Below are 16,136 nucleotides of genomic sequence, written 5' to 3' on the forward strand. Positions count from 1 at the left end.
TTATAATTGTTGTCAATAATAAAAGGGTGCCTAATTAGGCACCCTTTGTTTTTTTATAAGGGTTCAAAAAGCTTAAACGAGTTCAATGTATATTTAGGTCAAGTCCAAGGAATTAAGTTTCTTACTTCAACTAAGGTGCATTTTAGGGCGTTTTTTGTGCCATTGATCTAAAAAGTTTGTCAAACCTTCAAAGTAATTAGAATTTGAAACTTGTTAAGCTAGTTTTCTCTAAATTATAGTGTGGTAAATTAAAGTTAACTATCTGACAAACAACTAAAAACCCTCTAAAATTTCAAAAATGAAACGAACAATTCATGTGCGGTTCATAATGGTATTTCTTTTCTCAGTTTTTACCATGAACGCAAACTCCATCGATTTCGTGACTAAGAAATCGAATGTCAACTCTAAAAGTGACATAATTGAATTAAAAAACTACGAACAAACCACTCAAACACATCCTTTAGTTTCCAAACAACAATGGAATACACTATTTCCATACAGATTTGGTGCTAAAGATACTGGTGGAGGTGTTTGGGTTTTGGATCCTAAAGATGATTTTTATACCTATGAATCATTTCTTGAAGCCATTAATAGAATGGATAAAATTAAAGTTATCTTCGATAGAAGATGTGGGACAAACGCATACAAAATTACAAGAGTAGATAAAGTAACGGGCGCAACTAGCGTTATTCGAACTGATATAGATTTTGACGCTCCAAGAAATGCGGACAAAGAAATTATTACAGAAGAAGTTGATTATGGATCTTTTTTAAATGAAGGTGATGTAGAAACAAGAACAAGAGAACTTGTTGCTTTTTTTGCCAATATTTCTCATGAAACTACAGGTGGTTGGGCTACCGCTCCTGGAGGAAAATATTCTTGGGGACTTCACTTCAGAGAAGAACCTACCAATGCTTCTTATGCTTACCCTGATACAAATTACCCTCCAACTCCTGGTAAATCTTATAAGGGTAGAGGACCAATACAGCTATCTTATAATTACAACTACGGACCAGCGAGTGAATTTATCTTTGGAGATAAACAAGTTTTGTTAGACAATCCTGATTTAGTAATTCAAGATGCTGCTTTAGCATTTCAAACAGCTATTTGGTTTTGGATGACACCTCAATACCCGAAGCCTTCTGCTCATAATGTAATGGTTAGAAATTGGACTCCGAATGAGTTAGATCAAACTAAAAATAGAGTTCCTGGATTAGGGATGACAGTTAACATTATCAACGGTGGAGTTGAGTGTGGACAAGGAACGGAAAAACCTCAAGTATTAAGTAGAATTGGATATTACCAAAGATATACAGGTATTTATAATATTGGTACCGATATGGATGGTGTAAACGATTTGTCTGATTGTGGTTGTAAAGACATGGCTAAGTATGGAGGAGATTCTTCAGATTTAACTGCTGAACCTTGTGCACAGAAGCCAGCAATCACTTTTGTAGCTCCTATTAACGATCAATTAATAGAGCAAGCTACATTTTCTCCTGTAGGAGTTAGTATAAGTGTCGATCAAAAGAATTCGGTACTAAAAACACTAACTACTACTATCGGTACTAAAACGTTTTCAGGAACAGCTTTTTCATGGACTCCAGAAACCTATGGAGCAGTAAATTTAGTGGCCAATGCTACCTTTGAAAATGGACTTACAGCTTCCAATACAATTAAAGTTGTTATTTGGGATGGAGTAAATTTAGATTGTTCTGAAATTCCAGCGTGGAGGTCAACAAGAATTTACGATAAACCGAATAACTATGTAACCTATAACAATGCTGTTTATAGAAATAGATGGTATGCTGGAGTTGGAGCAACTCCTGGAGTAGCAGGTGTTTGGGAAAAAATCAAAGATTGTGGTGTTGTTACAGGAACACCTCCAGTGGTAAACTGGCAAGCACCAACACAAGGACAGGTTTTTGAAACCCAAGTATTATCTCCAATTACTTTAACTGCCAATGCAACAGACAGCGATGGTACGGTAACCTCTTTTTCTTACGCTTACAATGGCACAAGCATAGCAGCAACAAAATCAGGGAATGTATACACGGCTGAATTTACACCACCTACTTTTGGAGCGTATACCTTAGAGGCAGTAGCACAAGATAATGATGGAAAAGTAACTCGAAAAGAGGTAAGCTTTACTGTAAAGGAAATAGCAACAAATGTTCCTCCTACAATTTCTCAAATAACTCCAAATAATGGAGCAATTATAGAGCAAACTGCGTTGACAGCTATTGAGCTAAAAGCGTTGATTACTGATAATTCGGCAGTCCAAAGTGTTGCGTTCTCAATTGACAACGCTGCAGTAACAGCTTCTGGTAGTGCTACCGGATTGTATACAGCTACCTGGACACCTTCAGTATTTGGAAACTATTCGTTTAAAATAGTAGCAACGGACGATGAAGGAGCTTCTTCAACTAAAACAGTTTCATTTACTGTAAAAGAAAAAGTATCTGGAGGGTTGTGTGATGGTATTCCAGCATGGGAAGCTAAAATTTATGCGGCTTCAGGTACCAAAGTGAAATACAACGGAGTTATCTATAAAAATAAATGGTATGCCTCAAGTAGTGATGTTCCAGGATCTAGCAATGTTTGGGAATATATTGAGCCTTGTGGTGGTACAACGTTACATTGTGGTTACCCTGAATGGATAGCTACAAAGGTTTATAATACAGGTGATAAAGTGTATTATAGCAAAAAAATATACAGTGCTAAATGGTGGACAAAAGGAAGCACTCCAAACAATAGTAACGAATGGAAATACGTTTCAGAATGTTTAGAATCAACGGCTTCTGCCAGAGCAAACATTTATCCAACAGTAGTTTCTGACGACATCCATTTAACTATCGAATCACCATCGGATACAAAAGTGAAAGTAGAGTTACGAGATACTTCAGGTAATTTACTACAAACACTGTTAAACTCGAATGTTAAAAAAGGAACTCAGGTGTATACCCGTAATCTTTCAAATTTACGAAAGGGTATTTACATCTATAGTGTCCAAATTAATGGAAACGTTCAAACTAAAAAGATTATCAAAAACTAAACAAAGTTGTTTTATGTTGCCAATTAAATCTTGAAATCCTTTGAAATAAACTAAAGTATGTTTAGTGTTGATTTTACTGTAAAATAGAAAGATAGTGTTGGTTGTCGAATCAATTTCAACAGTAATCAATCTAAAAGGAGACAATTTATAAGCATCGTTTTAAGGTTTAATTGGTATTCATTGCATTGCACATTAGAACTGCGACATAATTTTTTAAGTAATCAGCTCAAGCTGGTGCTTCTTTGGTGGTATCCATAGCAGCTATGGTACTATCAAATTGGGAAAGAGCACCTCGTTTTAAGAGATTTCTTAAGGTCATAACTTCTAAAAAGTGATGCGAGTAAAAAAAATAATACAACCCTTCTAAATTTTTAATTATGAAAAAAATAGTATTCTTACTAGTTTTATTTTTGAGCTCATTTATGTATGCTCAATACCAATTTCCTACTTGCTACCCAGCACACGAACCAGGAAAGACCTACCGTCAGGGAGAGAAAGCTTCTCTAAACGGAATTAACTACACTGCAAAGTGGTATACTACAGCAGCTCCAGGCGATGCTTCTTGGCAAAATGATGGAGCTTGTGGAGATGGTGGTTTAGGACCAGATTATCCAGGACCACAACGTATTATTGGGTATTTACCAACATGGATTCCTGATTATGATATCAAAAACAATTTTAATCCTGAGGTAGTAACGAATATCAATGTTTCGTTTTTAATGTTTAAGCGAAACAATAGTGACTATAATAGTGCTGATTTCGGGTCTATTGCTTTCGACGATTTTCAGTTAAGAAAAGTAGATTCAGTATTAACGGATTGTAAAGTTCTTGAAAAAGCAAAAGCTAAGAATGTAAAAGTATCAGTAGCACTTGGAGGTGCAACAGATTATGCGTTTTTATGGTTAATGACTAAGTACTATAACAACGATCAAAAATTAGAAGAAATAGCTAATTTATTAGTAAACTATATCAACGCTCGTCAGTTAGATGGTATTGATTTAGATTTAGAGTGCTGGTGGGCTGACAAAGCAATTGCAGGAACTTCTGATCAAGGAGGAAGAATTAGAGGAAGTAAGTGGGGAGATAGAGATCAAGGACCTCACCCAGCAGCAATTGGTATGACAAACCTAAGTAAAAAGCTTAGACAAAAAATGCCGAATAAATTAATTACGGCGGCGGTTTTCGGAACATCTTGGTATGGAAATAACTATGATGCAGACGTAGCGCAGTATATGGATTGGATTGGATTAATGACTTACGATTTTACTGGTTCATGGGATAAATCACCAATTGGGCCGCATTCTTCTTTACACAAGTTACCGTTAAATACATATCCAAAACAAAACGCTGATAACCCAATATATTCTGCTCAAGATGCATTAGAGTATTGGTTAGGAATTGCTCCAGCAACTTGGAATCATGATGGAGGATTTGGAGTAAAGAAAGCTAAATTAGCTATTGGGGTTCCAATGTATGGATATGACTTCTCTCAAAAGAAACCAGGAGGTGGAAATGGAGCTAAGTTTGTTCCTTATAGAGACATTATTGCTGAATTTCCAAATGCAGCAACTAGTTACGATCAAAAAGATCCTAAAAAATTGAACGGGCATGTAGCTTTGAATAATAAAAATATTTATTTCGATACACCAAAACAAGCGGGTGAGAAAATAAAATATACTAAAAACTACGGACACCAAGGGGTTATTATTTGGGAGCTTACCCAAGATGTTGATTACAACTCTTCTTCAAGTATTTTAAAAGCAATTAATGAAGCGGCAGGAAATAATACACCAATAAACAAAGCACCTGTAGTTACTTGGAAAACTCCAACAGATAATCTTGTAATTGAACAAGATGTTTTAGGAGCAGTTGCCTTAAAAGCAACAGCTACTGATAGTGACGGAACCGTAAATGCATTCAGCTTTAAAGAAGGAGCAAATGTAATTACAGCTGCCAAAAATGGAAACGATTATACAGCGAGTTTTACACCTGCAAGTTTTGGGGAGTATGCGTTAACAGCTGAAGCAACAGACGATAAAAATGCTACCACTACAAAAACAATTAGAATTACTGTAAAGCAGAAAAATACAACAAATCCAGCTCCAGTAATTTCTAATGTTAAACCACTAGATGGAAGTATTATTGAACAAACTACATTAACTGAAGTTCAGTTAGAGGCGGCGGTTACTGATAATTCGGCAGTACAAGGTGTTACATTTACTATTCAAGGTATTACAATACCTGCGTTTACCAATCCAGCTGGAGTATATGCAGCTACTTGGACACCTTCAGCATTTGGAAACTATTCATTTACAATAGTAGCAACTGATGATGAAGGAGCTTCGTCAACTAAAACAGTTACATTTACATTAAAAGAAAAATCTACAGGTGGAGGATGTGATAACATTCCTGCATGGGAAGCTAAAACGTACGCGCAAGCTGGAACAGAAGTATCTCATAATGGAGATGTGTATAAAAACAAGTGGTATGCATCTGCTGGAGAAGAGCCAGGTAAAAGTGGTGTTTGGCAATACATCAGACCATGTGGAGGTGTTGTTACCTTCTGTGGAGTAGAAGAGTGGAGATCTGATAGAGTTTATAATAGCGGAGATAAAGCGTATTATATGGAGAAAATTTATGCAGCTAACTGGTGGACACAAGGAAGTACTCCAAGTAGTTCGGGAGATTGGAGTTTCGATTCAGATTGCCCACAAACTCCAGGAAGATCTGCGGTAAATGAAGTGAAGCCACAAACTTTAGTAAAAGACTTTGTAAACATTCAAATCAATACTGAAGAAGAAGTTACTGGAAAAATTGAATTATATAATTTATCAGGGCAATTGGTTAAAACAATTATGAACCCAAGAGCTTTAAATGGTAAAGAAGTTATTAGACAAAACATTTCAGATTTAAGAAACGGAATTTATGTATATAAAATCTTCTTAAACAATGAAGTAATCACTCAAAAAATGGTGATTTCTAAATAATAGATAAACGCTTCGAGTACAATAATACTATTTCTTGAATATAAGAATAGTTAAAAAAGAGATGGTAGAATTTCTCTTAACACGGTTACTATAAAAAGTACTTGAAGCTATAATACAAATACCTTATTAAAACGATAAAGGCGGTAAACATAGAGTTACCGCCTTTTTATGTTTTTGAATCAAGTTAAGTTATACCATGTTTGTCACTTCCAATGAAATTTAATATTGAAAAGTGATTTTAAAATTATGAAGTCATTTCGATCCTAAGGGAGAAATCTTTAGCAATTTCGGGTGTAATTCAGATTTCTCAGTCATTACCATTCCTTCGAAATGACCATAATGATCAAGAACGTCCAAACCAAGAAATAGAGAACGAAGAAGCGGAATTGCGATGCGAAGCATCAAGTATTTAATACCATTTAGAACATGAAATTATCGTAATAAAACGCTCTTTTTCCCTTTCTTCTTCATTAGAAAAATGAACCATAGCTGAGGCTATGCTTAATTTTTATAATTTGTATAAAGAAAAAAATAATCATTTTCTTTTAACGTAATCTCATATCCTAACTGGTATAGTATCGAGAGAGAACGATACGGAGTAATTTCCTAGGTTGGACTTGATTTTTTGTTTCGTTTTGTATCAAGACAAAATGAAAGAAATATTAAATGAAGTCCTTGTATCATCTGGATTTCTTAGTTATTATCATTCCTTCGAAATGACATTTGAGTGTTACTTCGAGTGAAATTATACGAAATAAAATGAAGTATAATTTAGTATCGAGAAGTATTTGATAGTTCGTTTTAAGAATAGTTTCCCTTGTTCGGAATTACTCAAATAGATAGTGCATTATAAGGGGACTTGACTCTACCTTTTTGATCTGATGATCCGAATAGAGTTTTAGGATAAGTTGTTTTTATAGATAAGTGAATTTTAGAATTCTAATGAAGAATTTTTGAAGATAAACTTATTGATTTTGGAGTAGTCAATAAGAAAGTAAAAGATAAGACTATCTTAAAGATAGCCTTATCGGACTTAATTAAAATTCAGTAATTCTAATTAACAAACTTTAAACCAATGGCCGCATCCAGAGCCATTGCAAGTGGTCCAATCTGAACTAAACGGGTCACAAGTAGAGCCGTCAGGACATCTGTCCATATGTTCCATATAACAACCTGCGCCATCGTCACCAACATGTATAAGATGCACACCACCGTGAATTTCTTTTTGTCTTGTTTTGTTTAAAGCAGTTCCTAGTTTTAATAAATTTTTCATAATAAAATTTTAAAATTAATTTATGTTTTGGGTTGTTTAAAGACAGCCAAAGTTTCTGTCTATTCTTCGCGAAAGAATTTTGTAATAGTAATGTGAGGCAGTATTAAGTGTGTAAATACGCCGTGTTTTATTGGTTTAATTAGGTCATCAATAGAATACTTAGGGAGTTCTTTTTGATAGCATTTATAAGATAAGTTGTTATTAATTAAAATAACAGGTGTAAAATTGGTACTGTTGTTTTCACAATAGTTAAGCTTTTCCCTAAGTATTTCTAGAGATAATTCTTTATTAGCAATATTTCCCAAATTTTGAACCATCCTTTTGGTTTAGTTTTACCATAAATTGCATTTATAATGCTTATGCATACTTCCTTATATTTTATAATGTTAAGCTCTAGCAACGTATGAGGTGTTTTAACCTCATTGTTGTTTTGATAATCTAGATTTGATAAATGTTATCATAATAAAACTTTTAAAAATTAACGTCATTTGGATATTTAAAGACAGCCAAAATTTCTGTCTATTCTTCGCGAGAGAATACATTAATAGCCTTTCTTAGCAACAGTTAATGGGGCATAAGTGTTTTGTTTTGCGTATTCAATTAGGTCATCTATGAAATGCGTAAGCTCTTCTCTTTTATAGTTTTTAGGATATGATCTTCCATTGATTAAAATAGCGGGGGTAAAGTTTATGCCATTGGTTTTACACCAGTTGCGTTGTGTTTTTAGTATTTCAGTAGATGATTCTTTGTTAGTAATAGTACCCCATTTGTTTAACCATTCTTTCGGATCGGTTGTTCCGTAAATGGCATTCAGAGCATGTAAGCATTCTTCCTTATTATTAGTGTTATAAAGTTCTAATAACTTCGCTGAAATTTTAACATCATAACTTTCAGGGTAATCCAGATTTACATTAAATCTTAACGTTATGCAGAGATCCTTTTCGTGATGTTTTAACAAAATATTCATAAGATTATGACTTCCTTTGCAATGTCCACATAATGGATTTGTAATTATAGTTATATTGAGTTGAGAATTAGGATTCCCAAAATAGATTTCTTGTGTTGAGTTGATTACTGTGTCTAAAGGTGAGGAGTTTTGAAGTTGATTATTGAATAAATCAAAATTTCGTTTAAACTTATAATATTCCAATTTGACTGACTTCAGTGTATTGTTTTCTTTCATAAATTGAGAAAAAGAAATCCAAAGGGTTTGGGCTACTATAAATGTTAAAGCGGTTATTAAGATTGGTTTTAGAGATATAGAAAAAGTAAAATTAATAAGTGCTGTACAGGCTTGCACCCAAATTAAAGAAACAATAATTAAGCATAAGGTACACCATTGTTTTACGATGAATTTTTGGTAATAAATAGAGTATATAGTAACTGTTAATGCCATGAAACTAATTAACTTCGGAATGCTTAAGGAGTAGCCGAAAATCAAAAGCAAAAATGATGTAACTAACATTCCAAGATAAAATATAACACTAAGGTCACTTAGCTTTAAATTCTTTGTTATCCTAGAACCTTTTGAAGCTAAAACGGCATTACAGTTTTTATACTTATCATCATTATTACATAAAGTATTACCAAGTAAGGCGGGGGTCCCTTGTTCTTGCAAAACAATGTTATATGATAGATAAACTCCTATTGCAGAAAGTACAACAAATAATATGTTATTAGTGCTTTCTTTTGTAGTAACAATCAAAGCAGATCCTAATACTATTATAGCTATAATAGCTAATAAGTTGGTCTTATATTTTTTAGACGATAATTTGACTATTTTACCTGCTTCTTGACTTTCAATTGTTATTATAATTCCAGTAAACAAATCAAGGAATCGTTCGTTAGAAATATTTTCATTATTGTTAGAGTCATATATGATTTTTATAGAATGCTTTAATTTTTTTACAAGTACAAACAATTTGTGATCCTCTTTTTTTACATGTGCTATAAATGCATTTGGAAGTTGATTTAAAACATCTTGATTAGATGGAACTTCAAGTGCTAAATTTTTAATATTAAAGTGGTCTAACACGCCAGTTATAGAATATAAACTTGGGTAAGAAGGGTGACTTTGTATTTGAAACTCAAGTTCTTTAAAGTCAATGGATATCTCATTTAACTCTAATAATTTTCGCGTTAAAAAACCTAATGAATCTTTCATATGACATATTTGATTATTAGTTTGTTATGTTTCAGTGTTCTAATCATTATTCATAATGAATGATCCAAGTATGAAAAAAACATAACAAGTTTTTTTTGATTTTTTTATTTTAGCTAGTTCAATACATCATTTAATGCATGAATTAGAACATATAATAGAAAAGTCTAAAAGTGGTGATGAAAGGGGGTTCAATAGTTTTTTTAAAGAAACATTTAGCAAGCTTAAGAAGCAGCTATTTACTTTTGTCAATTCGAAAACTGAAGCTGAAACTATTTTTATTGAGGCAATGCAAAAGTTTTGGGAACGCTTTGTGGTTAACGATAATAAATTGCCAGAAAATCCTGAAGGATACATTTTTAGAATGTGCAAAAACCTTTGGTTAATGAGAAAACGACAACATTGGAATACCGTTGTTTTAAAAGAATCTTTTTCAGATACTGAAATAAAAGGAGATCACCAGCGTGATGAAGAGGGTAATGAGATAAAAAAAGAAGCCTTAAAAAAGGGGCTTGATACGATATCTAGTAAATGTAAGGAGTTAATGATGTTGAGTGTAGATAACTCAACGAAGCTAGTAAATTGCTTTGAATCATTGGGGTTTGAAACTTATCAGGCACTTATTCAAGCCAAGTATAATTGTAAAAAAAGACTTATCAAAGAAGTTTATAGGGCTTTATCAAATTTAAAACAATAATATGAATACGAATGGAGATAATGATTTTGAATACATTGAGGCTTACTTCAACTTAGAATTTACAGAAAAAGAAAATAGTGTTTTTGAAGAAAGATTGAAAGAAGATTTATCTTTTGCCAATAAAGTTGATTCCTACGCTAAAAGTCTAAAGCTAGTTGATAGCATAAATTTGAATTCAGAAGAAAATAATAGAAAAATGCAATGGAAAGAGATTTTAAATGATGTAGAGAAAAACAAATCTGTAAGGAAACTTTATTGGTTTTTTGGGATAGCCGCTTCATTGTTGGTTTTGATAGGATTGAATAATTATCTTTTTTTAAGTCAACCAGATTATGATAGTTTGGTGCAACAAGCATGGAGCAAAAATGTGGGGCTAGATTTTATTTTAAGAGGAACAGGGGCTGACCAAACTGAATTAGATTTAAATCGAGCGTTAGATTTGTATAAGAAAAAAGACTTCAATAGGGCGTTGAATTTATTAACACCTTATGAATCAACATCAAAAAAATATAATGATATTTTATTATTGAAGGCATTAACATTTTATAGGCTTCATAAGGAAGATATTGCATTAAAGACTCTTGATACCCTTCAATTAACGTCGGTTCATATTGCTAAATGGTACAAAGGTTTGATATACCTTGAAAAATCTGATATTAAATCTGCTGAAAGATTTTTGCACATTTCAACTTCTAATATCGAAATAAAAGAATAACTATGCGTATTATTACTATACTCCGTCTTGTCTTTTTTTTAACCTGTTGCGCAATTTATTCGCAAAAAAGTGATTTTGAATTGGGGAAACATGAGCTTTTTTATGGAAACATAAAAGATGCTATTGTTAATTTAGAAAAAGCCTTGGAAAACTCTCAAGAGAATAACTCCATTTGTGAAGCTGCTATTTATAATGAGTTATCCAAAGCGTATCGTTTAACTTATCAGTTAGATAAGGCAGAAAGCTTCGCAAATAAAGCGTTAAATTCAAAGTGTGAAGAGCATGAGAAGGCGAAGGCCTATGATAATATAGCTTTAGTACATTTTATAAAAAGAGATTTTGAAAGAGCTCTGAAATTACACGAAACAGCATTAATTATAAGAGAAAGAATTGAACCTAAAGATAAATTAGGTCAAGCAATTTCACTGTATAACATCGGTAATGTTTTAGTAGAAAAAACGGATTATGAGAAAGCCTTAGATTACTTAAATAAAGGGCTAGAAATACAGGTAGAAAAAACTCCTGAGTATAATGTTTTAGTAGCAGATATTCATTCGGCTATAAGTACCGTTTATTATGATCAAGGAAAATTTTCTGAAGCTATAGAATATGTTGAAAAGGTTATTAGTATAGCAAGTGAAGTTTTTGAAGGAGATAATTTGTACTTTTCTTCTGCATACAATATGTTAGGTGTTCTTTTTTCTATGAAGGAAGAATTAAATAAGAGTTTAAATTACTACAAGAAGGCTTTAGTTGTAAATGTAAAGTATCATGATGAAGATTCTAACATTAATCAAGCAATGATCCATTACAATATAGGTACTATATATAGAAAACAAGGTGTTAAAGAAAAGGCATTATACCATACTCATAAAACCCTCAACATAGGTATAAAGTTTTTAGGAGAGAATCATGAAAATTTGGCTTTCCCATACAGTCAATTAGGTCAAATTTATGGAAAAGAAAAAGGGATACAATATTTACAAAAAGCACTAAATATTTATGAAAATAGTCCATATAAAAATTCTGTAAGGATATCTTATCAGCACGAATATCTTGCTGATGCGTATTTTAATATTAAAGATTACCATCAAGCTTTAAATCATTCGGAAAAAACATTAGAGTATAGAGTAAAGGAGTTCGGTTATTATAATAGACATAGTATAGGAGCACTGAATATAATATCGAAAGTGTATATTCAGTTAGGAAATTATAACAAAGCTTTATCCAATATTACAGATGCAATTAATTACAATAGTTCTAAACAAATAAGTGACGATCTCATCTTAGAATCTTTAAAAATTAAGGGAGACATAAGTCTAAAAATTTATGAAGAAACAGAAGATCAGAGTTATCTCCAAGAAAGTGCGAGCTTGTATCAAAGAGCATCTTTACTAATCGATTATTCTAAAAGAAGAAATTTTGAAGATAAAATTGCTTTTTCAGAAACAGTTAAAGGAATTTATGAAGGTGGTATTGAAACTAATTTGTTGTTGTACGAGATAAAGAAAGAGAATGTTTTTTTGGAAAAGGCTTTTTATTTATCGGAAAAAAGCAAAGCAAATATCTTAAAAGAGTTTGTTTTAGAGAGTAGGGTTAGGACGTCTTCCAAGTCAAACTCAAAAATAGTTGACTTAGAGAAATCAATAGATAGGGAGATAACAAAACTTTCTTCTACTATTGTAAAAGAGGCCAATAGTACAGGTAAAGACACGTTAGGAATATATAAATTAGAAGGAGAGATACTAAGTTTAGTCAGAAAAAAGGAAGCTTTAGAAAAGCAAATTGAAGAAAGTATTCCAGAGTTAGAAAAACTAAAGGAAATCAAAATTTCTCAGATACAAGAAAATATGGATAATGACCTTACCATTCTAAACTTTTTCTCATCAAAAAAATCATTATATGCCTTTATACTGACAAAATCAGAATTACATTTAAAAAAATTGGGATTATTAAATGAGAATCTCTTAAAGGATTTAGATATTGCAATCAAAAACAAAAATAGAGGTGTTTTTAGGGAGAAGAGCTACGAGCTTTATACGGAGCTTATTAAGCCAGTTGAACATCGTTTTATTGGTGATAAATTGATAATAGTACCTGATGAATTATTGTGGAATGTGCCTTTTGATTTATTGTTAACGGAAAAAGTTGTTGAAAAGGAGAAACTACCTTATTTATTATTTAAGTATGCAGTAAGTTACTCAAACGCAATTAGTCTAACTTTTAATAAGAATATCAAATCAAAATTATTAAAGGAGGAATGTTTGGCGTTTTCTTTTTCTAACTCTGAAGATAGTTTAAGCACCGTAAGAAAATCAACTAATACTGATTTACCGGGAACCAGAAAAGAACTCCATGAAATTGCTGAGGTTTTTGATGGTGCCTATTTTTATAATGGCAATTCCAACGAATCGAACTTTAAAGAAAATGCAGATAAATATAAATTAATTCATTTGGCATTGCATGGAGAAGTAGACCATGTTAATCCGAAAAATTCAAGAGTTTTATTCACGAATGCATTAAATGATACCATTGAAGATAATGTTTTATATAGCCATGAATTATATACAATGAATATTTCAGCAGATCTAGTGGTTCTAAGTGCTTGTGATACAGGATCAGGAGTTGTAAATAAAAGTGAAGGTATTTTAAGTTTAGGATATGCTTTTCAGCATGCAGGGGCTAAAAGTCTTTTATTAAGCCGATGGCGAATCTCAGATAAAACTACTCCTAAGATTATGAAATTGTTTTACGAAAATTTGGAAGGAGGAATGAATAAAAGTGTTGCTTTACAAAAAGCAAAGATCAAATTCTTAGAAGAAACAGATGTTTTTACAAGGTCACCTTTTTACTGGGGAAGCTTTTATGTGGTTGGTGATACCGAGCCAATTTCTTTAAAGAGGAACTCTTTAAAAAATATATGGATTTACGTTTTCGTGTTTCTAGGAATAATTGGCATTGTGTATACAATGAAAAAAAGAAAACATTAAAGCATTTCTACATTATTTCGATGCTAGAAGAGTTTTTTATCACAAATAACAATTAATCATCTTTAACTTAAATGTTGGAGGACTCTTCAAGATATAGGTTTCCTAGGTGCTATTAAAGGAATCTGACAAAAGAACATAGCATAATTCAGGTTTCTCAGTCATTACCATTCCTTCGAAATGACCGTAATGATCAAGCATGTCCAAACCAAGAAATAGAGAACGAAGAAGCGAAATTGCGATGCGAAGCATCAAGTATTTAATACCATTTAGAACATGAAATTATCGTAATAAAACGCTCTTTTTCCCTTTCTTCTTCATTAGAAAAATGAACCATAGCTGAGGCTATGCTTAATTTTTATAATTTGTATAAAGAAAAAAATAATCATTTTCTTTTAACGTAATCTCATATCCTAACTGGTATAGTATCGAGAGAGAACGATACGGGGTAATTTCCTAGGTTGGACTTGATTTTTGGTTCTTTTTATCAAGAAAAAGAATAGACAATGAATAAACAAACGTCAATGATTATGATGAGATGCTGAACTAAATTCGGCATAATGAGTATTTTCATGTTCTTAAAGTCATTTCGACCAGAGGGAGAAATCTTTAGCAATTTCAGGTGTAATTAAGATTTCTAGGTTATTACTATTTCTTAAAAATCATTTTGATAAATAAACCTATTTCAAATCGACCTCTTTTTAGTACCTTCAACAAAAAAAAGAATGACGGGTTACCAACAAGTACTTGAAATACTCAGTGATCATTGGGAAAAACAGATCATTGTAAAAAGAAATGAATTTCTTATTCGTAAGCATGAAGTTGAAACCAAAATGTATTACGTGAAAAGTGGAAGCATTCGAGTATATATTGAAGACGAAGAAGAAGAACATACCATTAGATTTGGATATCGAAACTCTATCATTACTGCCCTAGATAGCTTTTTAACAGGCAAACCAACCTCTTTTTATATGCAAGCATTAAAGCAATCGGAATTGTATGTGTTATCCAAAGAGAAGTTAGATAAAATTATGAATGCTTCAGAAGAAAATAAAAAAGCATGGAACACACTTTTAGAAGAATTTGTTTACCAGCAAATTGAAAGAGAGATCGATTTAATAACCTTTTCACCACAAAAACGATTTGAGCGATTAAAACAAAGAAGTCCGCAAGTATTTCAAGAAATTCCTCAAAAGTATATAGCTTCCTATTTAAGAATGACACCCGAAACCCTTTCAAGGATTTTAAAGGAGTAGATAGTACTTAACCTTATTGTACCTAGTCTGCCACTTTGAGTGAAATTCTACGGAATAAAATGAAGTATAATTTCGTATCGAGAAGTATTTGATAGTTTGTTTTTAAAATGTTTTTCAACGCAACTCAAATCATGAGAACCAATTATTTCAATATTCTCATCATTTATATTAAAATATAATGGAGACTCAAGTCACTAATAATACTGATCAATGTTTCTTTTTAGGGACCTCGGTCTGTTCTGTGAGGTTTACTTTATGTTTCATTTGTTGTATTTATCAGTCTGTTGATATGACAATAAAATTTATAATGTTGTGTAGTGTAAGTAATCTATGTAAACAATAAGGTAGTAAGTTAAAACTTTAGTAGCGATTAAGTTTTATGAATAACCAATTGAATATAATGGATGTTAATGTTTCTTTTTAGGGACCTCGGTCTGTCCAATGAGGTTTACTTTATGTTTCATTTACGTTGATTAACAGTTGGTTATTTTCTGTTAAAATGTTTGTTTTGAAAGAAAAAGAACGTTTTCGTTTACATTAATTATGACACAGTGTTTTTTAAAAGGTCACATGTTTTATAAAAAAAATGTATTTCCCTTATTCTAAAACAAAAAGCGTGCTGTTTTAGTTTAATTGGTTTGTTATTAGTTGTTTATGTGTTTTGTTGAGGTGGTATATCCGCTGAGTTAGGCATCACCCTGAACTTGATTCAGGGTCTCATTCAGATAGGTTTTTATTTATTATTATGAGATGCTGAACTAAATTTAGCATGACTAGTATTTTTTATATTTTCATGGTCATTTCGACCCTAAGGGAGAAATCTTTTGCTAAATCAAGGTATAATTCAGATTTCTAAGTTACTATACGGTCTTCAGAGTAATATTGATTATAAAACAAACAAAATTCAAATAACTAACTTTTTTCTATTTGTAAAATTTGAATTTATAAATATTTTTCTCAACCATTCTTTCAAAGATTACAAAAACGCATACCTAATTTTAATCG

General features: G+C 31.9%; 8 protein-coding genes. 6 read left to right on the top strand and 2 right to left on the bottom strand.

Annotation, left to right across the window (positions count from 1 at the left end; translation table 11 throughout):
* The first annotated feature begins 298 nt into the window (after positions 1–298).
* Both ACKTTV_RS09070 and ACKTTV_RS09075 read left to right on the top strand, forming a co-directional pair.
* On the top strand, positions 299–3,055 hold the full coding sequence (locus ACKTTV_RS09070) for a glycoside hydrolase family 19 protein (RefSeq protein WP_408030520.1): 2,757 nt from the start codon (positions 299–301) through the stop codon (positions 3,053–3,055).
* 377 nt (positions 3,056–3,432) lie between these two features.
* Positions 3,433–6,042, top strand: coding sequence for a glycosyl hydrolase family 18 protein (locus ACKTTV_RS09075; RefSeq protein WP_408030521.1), 2,610 nt, complete (start codon positions 3,433–3,435; stop codon positions 6,040–6,042).
* Positions 6,043–7,099: 1,057 nt separating this feature from the next.
* Here the strand turns inward: ACKTTV_RS09075 and ACKTTV_RS09080 are convergent.
* Both ACKTTV_RS09080 and ACKTTV_RS09085 read right to left on the bottom strand, forming a co-directional pair.
* Positions 7,100–7,315, bottom strand: a complete 216-nt coding sequence (locus tag ACKTTV_RS09080; RefSeq protein WP_408030522.1) for a hypothetical protein — start codon at positions 7,313–7,315, stop codon at positions 7,100–7,102.
* A 541-nt stretch (positions 7,316–7,856) separates the two neighbouring features.
* A complete protein-coding gene (locus tag ACKTTV_RS09085) occupies positions 7,857–9,479 on the bottom strand; it encodes a vitamin K epoxide reductase family protein (RefSeq protein ID WP_408030523.1) in 1,623 nt (540 codons plus the stop codon).
* A 133-nt stretch (positions 9,480–9,612) separates the two neighbouring features.
* Here ACKTTV_RS09085 and ACKTTV_RS09090 point away from each other — a divergent pair, with 133 nt between their 5' ends.
* From ACKTTV_RS09090 to ACKTTV_RS09105, 4 genes are all read left to right on the top strand, one after another.
* Positions 9,613–10,173, top strand: coding sequence for an RNA polymerase sigma factor (locus ACKTTV_RS09090; RefSeq protein ID WP_408030524.1), 561 nt, complete (start codon positions 9,613–9,615; stop codon positions 10,171–10,173).
* 1 nt (position 10,174) lies between these two features.
* Positions 10,175–10,888 (top strand): hypothetical protein, encoded by a 714-nt coding sequence (locus tag ACKTTV_RS09095; protein ID WP_408030525.1) that lies wholly within the window; start codon positions 10,175–10,177, stop codon positions 10,886–10,888.
* A gap of 2 nt (positions 10,889–10,890) precedes the next feature.
* Positions 10,891–13,878 carry a CHAT domain-containing protein gene (locus tag ACKTTV_RS09100; RefSeq protein ID WP_408030526.1) on the top strand — a complete coding sequence of 996 codons (2,988 nt, stop codon included), beginning with the start codon at positions 10,891–10,893 and terminating at the stop codon, positions 13,876–13,878.
* Between the two features lie 722 nt (positions 13,879–14,600).
* Positions 14,601–15,131: a Crp/Fnr family transcriptional regulator gene (locus ACKTTV_RS09105; RefSeq protein WP_408030527.1), complete on the top strand. Its 531-nt coding sequence runs from the start codon at positions 14,601–14,603 to the stop codon at positions 15,129–15,131.
* The last annotated feature ends 1,005 nt before the right edge of the window (positions 15,132–16,136 follow it).

This window comes from Tenacibaculum xiamenense (assembly GCF_964513065.1).
Classification (GTDB): Bacteria; Bacteroidota; Bacteroidia; order Flavobacteriales; family Flavobacteriaceae; genus Polaribacter; species Polaribacter xiamenense.

Coding starts and splice junctions, on each gene's coding strand:
- ACKTTV_RS09100 (WP_408030526.1), top strand. CDS start 10,891: ATGCGTATTATTACTATACTCCGTCTTGTCTTTTTTTTAACCTGTTGC.
- ACKTTV_RS09075 (WP_408030521.1), top strand. CDS start 3,433: ATGAAAAAAATAGTATTCTTACTAGTTTTATTTTTGAGCTCATTTATG.
- ACKTTV_RS09080 (WP_408030522.1), bottom strand. CDS start 7,315: ATGAAAAATTTATTAAAACTAGGAACTGCTTTAAACAAAACAAGACAA.
- ACKTTV_RS09070 (WP_408030520.1), top strand. CDS start 299: ATGAAACGAACAATTCATGTGCGGTTCATAATGGTATTTCTTTTCTCA.
- ACKTTV_RS09105 (WP_408030527.1), top strand. CDS start 14,601: ATGACGGGTTACCAACAAGTACTTGAAATACTCAGTGATCATTGGGAA.
- ACKTTV_RS09095 (WP_408030525.1), top strand. CDS start 10,175: ATGAATACGAATGGAGATAATGATTTTGAATACATTGAGGCTTACTTC.
- ACKTTV_RS09085 (WP_408030523.1), bottom strand. CDS start 9,479: ATGAAAGATTCATTAGGTTTTTTAACGCGAAAATTATTAGAGTTAAAT.
- ACKTTV_RS09090 (WP_408030524.1), top strand. CDS start 9,613: ATGCATGAATTAGAACATATAATAGAAAAGTCTAAAAGTGGTGATGAA.